Genomic DNA, 6,448 nt, shown 5'->3' with positions numbered 1-6,448 from the left:
TTTGACGAGTTTGTTTTCTTCGCAGTTATAATCGCTGTGTTTCCTCCTGCAATTTTAAATTAATTGCAGTGAATGAACCTCCAAAAAATGCAAGTTCTGTATATGTGTCCTCATCTATAGTTTTTCTGCATTCCTCAACTATATCAGTTACATATTTAGCGCTAGCAGCGACAGTACCTTTACCTGTTATTCTTTTTTGATTACAAAATACACATGCATTTGGGCATCCGATATGAGGTACAAAAATAGGTATTATTTTCATTTTCTTATTCATTACACTGTCCTTCTGCAATCAAAGCAGTTTTAGCTGCATCTTGTTCAGCAAGTTTCTTACTTTTGCCTATTCCTTTCCCAACAACTGTTTTGTTGACCAAAACATTTACATGAAATAATTTTTCATGATCCGGTCCTTCTTCCTTTGTAACAACATATCTGATTTTACACGTCTGAGTTTTACTTTGATAATATTCTTGCAAATAAGACTTAAAATCTGAAACTATATTTCCTTTTACGGCAAGCTGTATATACTTCGTCAAATTGTTTAAAACAAATTCTTCTGCCTTCTTATACCCACCATCAATATATATTGCTGCAATAATTGCTTCAACAGCATCTGCTAAAATTGATTTTCTCTCTCTTCCTCCTGATGCCTCTTCTCCTTTACCTAAAAGAAGAAATTTACCTATTTGTAAATTTTCCGCCACCATGCTCAGAGTATCTTCACAAACTACTTGTGATCTAAGTTTCGTCAAGTCACCTTCAGGATAATCCGGGAATTTATCAAATATAAAACGGCTTACAGAAATACTCAAAACTGCATCTCCTAGGAATTCCAATCTTTCATTGTTTACTCTGCTGTAAGATTTATCTTCATTGGAATATGAACTATGTGTAAGTGATTTTTCTAAAATTGTTATGTTGTTGAATTTATAGTTTATAATACCTTCAAAAATATTTAATTCTTTAATATCTATAATCACTTTTCCTCCTATTAATCATAATTGCTTATTACAGTTATGAAAAGTTTCATAAAAATAATAAATAATTATAATGATTTTAATATACAGGACGCATTAACGCGTCCCTAAATTGTTTTCTTATTAAATTAAATGATTACTAACTACGTATTTAATTATTAATAGTTTCTTCTAAGTAATTGACAATATCTCCTACTGTATTGATTTGTTCAATGCTTTCATCATCAATTTCAATATCAAATTCATCTTCTATAGCCATAACCAATTCAAACAAAGTTATTGAATCAGCTTCTAAATCATCTGCAAAAGAAGTTTCCATAGAAATTTCATCTAATTCTACACCAATTTTATCTGCTACTATGTCTCTAACTCTTTCAAACACATCAATCACCTCCTCATTATGCTTTCTTCTATTAATCCGTTTATATTGCTTTCACAGCATACTTTCGCCTGACGAATTGCATTTTTAATTGCTTTTTCATCAGAACTGCCATGTGCTTTAATTACCGGAGCCTTAACTCCTAAAAGTGGTGCGCCGCCATGTTCTGAATAATCAAATTTACTTTTAAAATTAATCAATGCTGGTTTTATCAGTGCTCCGCCTATTTTAGATCTTGTAGTTGACATTAATTCTTTTTTTAAACCTTTCATTAATTCAAGAACAGTTCCCTCAAGAGTTTTTAAAATCATATTTCCGACAAATCCATCACATACTATTATGTCTGCTTTTCCTTGAAGTATTTCCCTCGCTTCTATATTTCCAATGAAATTCATCGGTAAAGTTGTGTTTTCAAGCAAATCGTAAGTTTCAACAGTTAATTTGTCACCTTTTGATTTTTCCGCTCCAATATTTGCAAGAGCTATTCTTGGAGAGTCAATATTCATTACTCTTTTTAGGTATATGTCACCCATAATTGCGAAATCATATAAGAATTCAGGTTTTGAATCCACATTTGCACCGGAATCAATTAAGAGCGCAAATCCTCCACTCATATTAGGTATGAGAGATCCGATTGCAGGTCTTTCAATACCCTCTATCCTTCCAATCATCAAAGTGGCTCCGCTTAACAGTGCTCCCGTGCTTCCGGCAGAAACGATGGCATCAGCTTCCTTATTTTTAACAACATTTAATGCTTTAACCAAAGAAGAATCTTTTTTACGTCTTATAGCCATAACCGGCTTGTCATCATTTGTTATTACTTCTTCAGCATTTACAATTTCTATATTGTTAAAGTTTGCTGTATTTTTTTCAAGTATTTTTTTAATTTCTGTTTCTTTTCCTGTAAGAATGATTCCTAAATTGTACTCATCCCTTGCAAAAATACTACCTTTGACAATAACCTCTGGTGCATTGTCGCCACCCATGGCATCAATTGCAACTTTCATATAACACCTCTATGTTCCTATATTTTCTCATAAATCAGTATAACTTAGAAGTTTTTCTTTTGCAATAAAAAAATAGTGCATCGGCACTACTTTTTACATTTGAATAAAATTGTCCAAATTAAAATTTGTCAACCACTATTCTGCAACATTTACAACTTCTTTGCCGTCATAATATCCGCAAGCTCCACATACTCTGTGAGGTAACTTTGCTTCATGACATTGTGGACATTCAATAACATTTGGAATAGTTAATCTTGATTTAGCTGTTCTTCTTCTATCTCTTCTAGCTTTGGAAGTTCTTCTCTTAGGTACTGCCATTTTAACACCTCCCTTAATCCTTCAACAGGTCTTTCAATTTATTAAATCGCGGATCCGTTAAATTGTTTTCGCATTTACATTTTTCATAATTTAAATTTACTCCACAGGTCGGGCAAATGCCTTTGCAGTCTGCTTTACATAAAGACTTCATAGGCATGGATAAATAAATCATCTGTTTAATAATTTCGTCTAAAACAACACATCCGTCTGTTATTAATAATTGAATTTCATCAAATTCTTCATCTTCATTAATTTTTTGTACAACAATTGCTTCAAACTTTGTCTCAACTGTATTGTCGAAATTCTCTAAACATCTCTCGCATTCATCTAAAAACGTATATTTAATTGTTACATTTAACAAAATATTATCTTCAACTTTAAATATAGTTTCTTTTAAGTTAATATCTGTATTAAGACATGTCTTTGATAGAAATTCTTTATCATCAATAACATAATTTTCATTAACATTTAAAGATACTGCATCAGATGATAAAAATTTATTTAATCTTATTAACATACTACCACCCTTTTTATTTAGCAGAGTTAATTATAAGAGAAAAAAAATCTTTTGTCAAGCAATTTATTTTACAGTTTATTTTGCTGCCAATATTTTTGTATCTCTTGCAATCATTAATTCTTCATTAGTAGGAATAACAAATACTTTAACTTTAGAATTATTTGTAGAAATTTCAACTTCTTTTCCTCTTACGATATTTCTATCTTTATCTATTTCTATTCCAAGGAACTCTAATCCTTCGCAAATTTGGAATCTTGCAGGAGATGAATTCTCGCCTAATCCTGCTGTAAATACTAATATATCTAAACCACCCATAGCTGCTGCGTATGAACCTATGTATTTTTTCACAGTATAAGAAAATTTATCTAATGCTAATTTTGCTCTTTTATTTCCTTTATCTGCGGCACCTTCAATATCTCTAAAGTCACTGCTTACGCCAGAAATACCTAAAACACCAGATTTTTTATTCATTAAGTTATCAACTTGTTCAGTTGTCATATTTTTCTTATTCATTAAGAAAGTAACTATAGCAGGGTCAATGTCTCCACATCTAGTTCCCATTACAAGCCCTTCAAGAGGAGTCATTCCCATACTTGTATCAAACGATTTTCCGTCTTTTATTGCTGTAAGGCTTGCGCCGTTTCCTAAATGGCAAGTAATAATTTTAGTGCCTTCTAAACTTTTACCAGTTAAATCAGCAATTCTTTCTGATACATATTTATGTGATGTTCCGTGGAAGCCGTATCTTCTGATTCCAAGTTCTTCATACAATTCATATGGTAATGGATATATGAAAGATTCTGCAGGCATTGTTTGATGGAACGCTGTATCAAATACACCTACCATTGGAACTGTTGGCAATAATTCTTTGCATGCTTCTATACCTATGATATTTGGTGGATTATGAAGAGATGCAAGTTCAATACATTCCTTCATAGCATTTATAACTTCATCAGAAATTAATACTGAGTTAGCAAATTTTTCACCCCCATGAACAACTCTGTGTCCAACAGCATCAACTTCATCCAATGATTTTACAGCTCCATGTTCAGGATCAACCAATGCTTTCAATACTAAATTGATAGCAACTTTGTGATTTCCCATAGGTTCTTGAATTACAACCTTGTCATGTCCAGCTTTTTCATGTTTTAAAACACTGCCTTCAATACCAATTCTTTCAACTAAACCTTTTGCTAATACACTTTCATCATTCATATTTATTAACTGGTATTTTAATGATGAACTTCCGCAGTTAATTACTAATACATTCATTTTATTCCTCCATAAGTTAAATTTATATATAAAATCTATTGAGATTTTAATCTAATTACATTTGATTATTCTTTCAAATTTTTTGTTGTTTAATACAACAATATCGCAATTTGAAATATTATAATTCCATAAATTAAAGTCATCTGCAATTTTTAAATACAGAAGTATTGACTGTATTACGCCAAAATGAGTGACAATTACTGAATTATCGGAAACTTTGTCTACAAAATCTGAAATGCGTCTTATAATATCCTCATATGATTCACCTTGAGGAAATTTATATCGGTGCTTTTCTTTAATCCATTTTTCTGTTTCTTCTTTATGTACAGCTTGCATTTCTTCCCAGGTCATATTTTCAAATATGCCAAAATTAACTTCAACGAGACAATTTTCAACTATTATATTATTTTTATCAAAGCTTGTTTCATTCGAAATAATTTTTGCAGTATCAAATGCTCTCTTTAGAGGGCTTGAGAATATACTGGATATTTCTGCCGTTTTTAAATTAATGCCTGCTTTTACAGCTTGCTCTCTGCCTAATATAGACAAATCAACATCTGTTATACCGCTGTATCTCTTGCTTATATTTGCTTCTGATTCTCCGTGGCGAACTAAGTATATCATAATTATCCCTTTAAAAAAAGTACTAAAATCATAAATATTATTTGGCTTATTTCAGTGATAAACCCGCATGTATCCCCTGTCATGCCTCCAATTTTATCTTCTATCAAGCCTGATATAAAATAAGAAGCCATGAGTGTTGCAAAGGCAGAAGTAATAATAATGAGACGTCTAGGCGACATTATCGAAAAAACTGTTAAAATCATCAAATTAATTATCAATACCCTCGTATCTATCGATTCGATAAACGCAGTTCCCATACCTTTTGTGTGTTTAGCATATTTTTTATTCCATGCACCAACAATAAGGCTTGCTCTTCCTACAACAGGCATCATAAAACATGTGAAAATATCAGAAAATGAAAATACAACAAACTGAGAAAGGACAATTATGACGAGGCACAGAACTCCAAAAGCTCCAATGTGGGAATCGCTCATTATATCAAATATTTTTTCACCTGTTCTTCCAGAAAACAAACCATCTGCTGTATCAGCAGCTCCATCGAGATGAATTCCTCCAGTAATTACTATGTAGCCAATTACAAGAATAAGTCCCCTTATAAAAACGATATGTATACTATTAAAAATCAAATAAATCAATGACAATAATAATCCGATTACAGCGCCCATTAAGGTATATATACTTAATGCTTTCTTGAATTTCTCCTCATTGTATTCAATTTTTCTTCCAATAGGAATTCGTGTAAAAAAAGAAATGAAAATTAAAAATCCTGAGGCCATTTCACCATTTCTCCCCTGTGTTTAAGCTTGATAGGCATACCCGAAAAAACAAAATACATAAAATCTGACTTGCTTCCTATTTTACTGTTAATTCTTCCGCTTATGTCCCTGAAATAATTACCCATATAATAAGAGGGAACCACACCCATGCCGGTTTCATTTGAAACGATAATAAGTTTTTTGTTGTTTTCATTGCATACATTTATTAATGTCATCACTTCTTCAGTGATTTTCACTTCAAGCTTATTAACTTCTTCAACATTGCAATTGTCAAAATCAAGTTTGCTGTCAAACATAAAATTTCCAATCAACGTTGTTATACAGTCAACAAGAATAGCTTCTGATTCATTAAACTCATTATAATTTGCAAGGTTATTAAAATTCGAATACATCTCCAGCGTTGTCCAAGATTTCGGACGTTGCTCCTGATGCTTTTTCACTCTGTCAGCCATACCCTGGTCCGTTACTACAGCTGTAGCCAAATATAATACTTTTTGTGCATATTCCTTTGCTTTTAATTCAGCAAATGTGCTTTTCCCACTTCTTGCACCGCCTATTACAAATGTTACGCTCATTTTATCACCATTTTTTATTATTTGCTATTGCAGTCTACCTAG

10 protein-coding genes are annotated in these 6,448 nt (G+C 31.8%); all 10 read right to left on the bottom strand.

Annotated features, from left to right (window positions below; genetic code table 11):
- Positions 1 to 25 precede the first annotated feature (25 nt).
- Complete coding sequence (locus tag SA378_RS09120) at positions 26 to 274, bottom strand: hypothetical protein (RefSeq protein WP_318525681.1); 249 nt, start codon at positions 272 to 274, stop codon at positions 26 to 28.
- Positions 267 to 980: a ribonuclease III gene (gene rnc / locus SA378_RS09115; RefSeq protein WP_318525680.1), complete on the bottom strand. Its 714-nt coding sequence runs from the start codon at positions 978 to 980 to the stop codon at positions 267 to 269. Before rnc ends, SA378_RS09120 begins: the two co-directional genes overlap by 8 nt.
- A gap of 148 nt (positions 981 to 1,128) precedes the next feature.
- Positions 1,129 to 1,368 (bottom strand): acyl carrier protein, encoded by a 240-nt coding sequence (gene acpP, locus SA378_RS09110; RefSeq protein WP_318525679.1) that lies wholly within the window; start codon positions 1,366 to 1,368, stop codon positions 1,129 to 1,131.
- Complete coding sequence (gene plsX, locus SA378_RS09105) at positions 1,365 to 2,363, bottom strand: phosphate acyltransferase PlsX (protein ID WP_318525678.1); 999 nt, start codon at positions 2,361 to 2,363, stop codon at positions 1,365 to 1,367. Before plsX ends, acpP begins: the two co-directional genes overlap by 4 nt.
- Positions 2,364 to 2,498: 135 nt before the next feature.
- Positions 2,499 to 2,681 carry a 50S ribosomal protein L32 gene (gene rpmF, locus SA378_RS09100; RefSeq protein ID WP_318525677.1) on the bottom strand — a complete coding sequence of 61 codons (183 nt, stop codon included), beginning with the start codon at positions 2,679 to 2,681 and terminating at the stop codon, positions 2,499 to 2,501.
- A gap of 13 nt (positions 2,682 to 2,694) precedes the next feature.
- Complete coding sequence (locus SA378_RS09095; RefSeq protein ID WP_318525676.1) at positions 2,695 to 3,198, bottom strand: DUF177 domain-containing protein; 504 nt, start codon at positions 3,196 to 3,198, stop codon at positions 2,695 to 2,697.
- 75 nt (positions 3,199 to 3,273) lie between these two features.
- Complete coding sequence (locus tag SA378_RS09090; protein WP_318525675.1) at positions 3,274 to 4,470, bottom strand: acetate kinase; 1,197 nt, start codon at positions 4,468 to 4,470, stop codon at positions 3,274 to 3,276.
- 51 nt (positions 4,471 to 4,521) lie between these two features.
- A complete protein-coding gene (locus SA378_RS09085) occupies positions 4,522 to 5,094 on the bottom strand; it encodes a histidine phosphatase family protein (protein WP_318525674.1) in 573 nt (190 codons plus the stop codon).
- A gap of 2 nt (positions 5,095 to 5,096) precedes the next feature.
- Positions 5,097 to 5,831: an adenosylcobinamide-GDP ribazoletransferase gene (cobS, locus tag SA378_RS09080; protein ID WP_318525673.1), complete on the bottom strand. Its 735-nt coding sequence runs from the start codon at positions 5,829 to 5,831 to the stop codon at positions 5,097 to 5,099.
- Entirely contained in the window at positions 5,813 to 6,406 is a 594-nt protein-coding gene (gene cobU, locus SA378_RS09075; protein WP_318525672.1) for a bifunctional adenosylcobinamide kinase/adenosylcobinamide-phosphate guanylyltransferase, read from the bottom strand. The genes cobS and cobU overlap by 19 nt, the downstream gene beginning before the upstream one ends.
- Positions 6,407 to 6,448: the final 42 nt, after the last annotated feature.

The sequence above is a fragment of the Sedimentibacter sp. genome, from assembly GCF_033447055.1.
Lineage (GTDB): Bacteria > Bacillota > Clostridia > Tissierellales > Sedimentibacteraceae > Sedimentibacter.
This window is presented reverse-complemented; position numbering and strand designations above follow the sequence as displayed.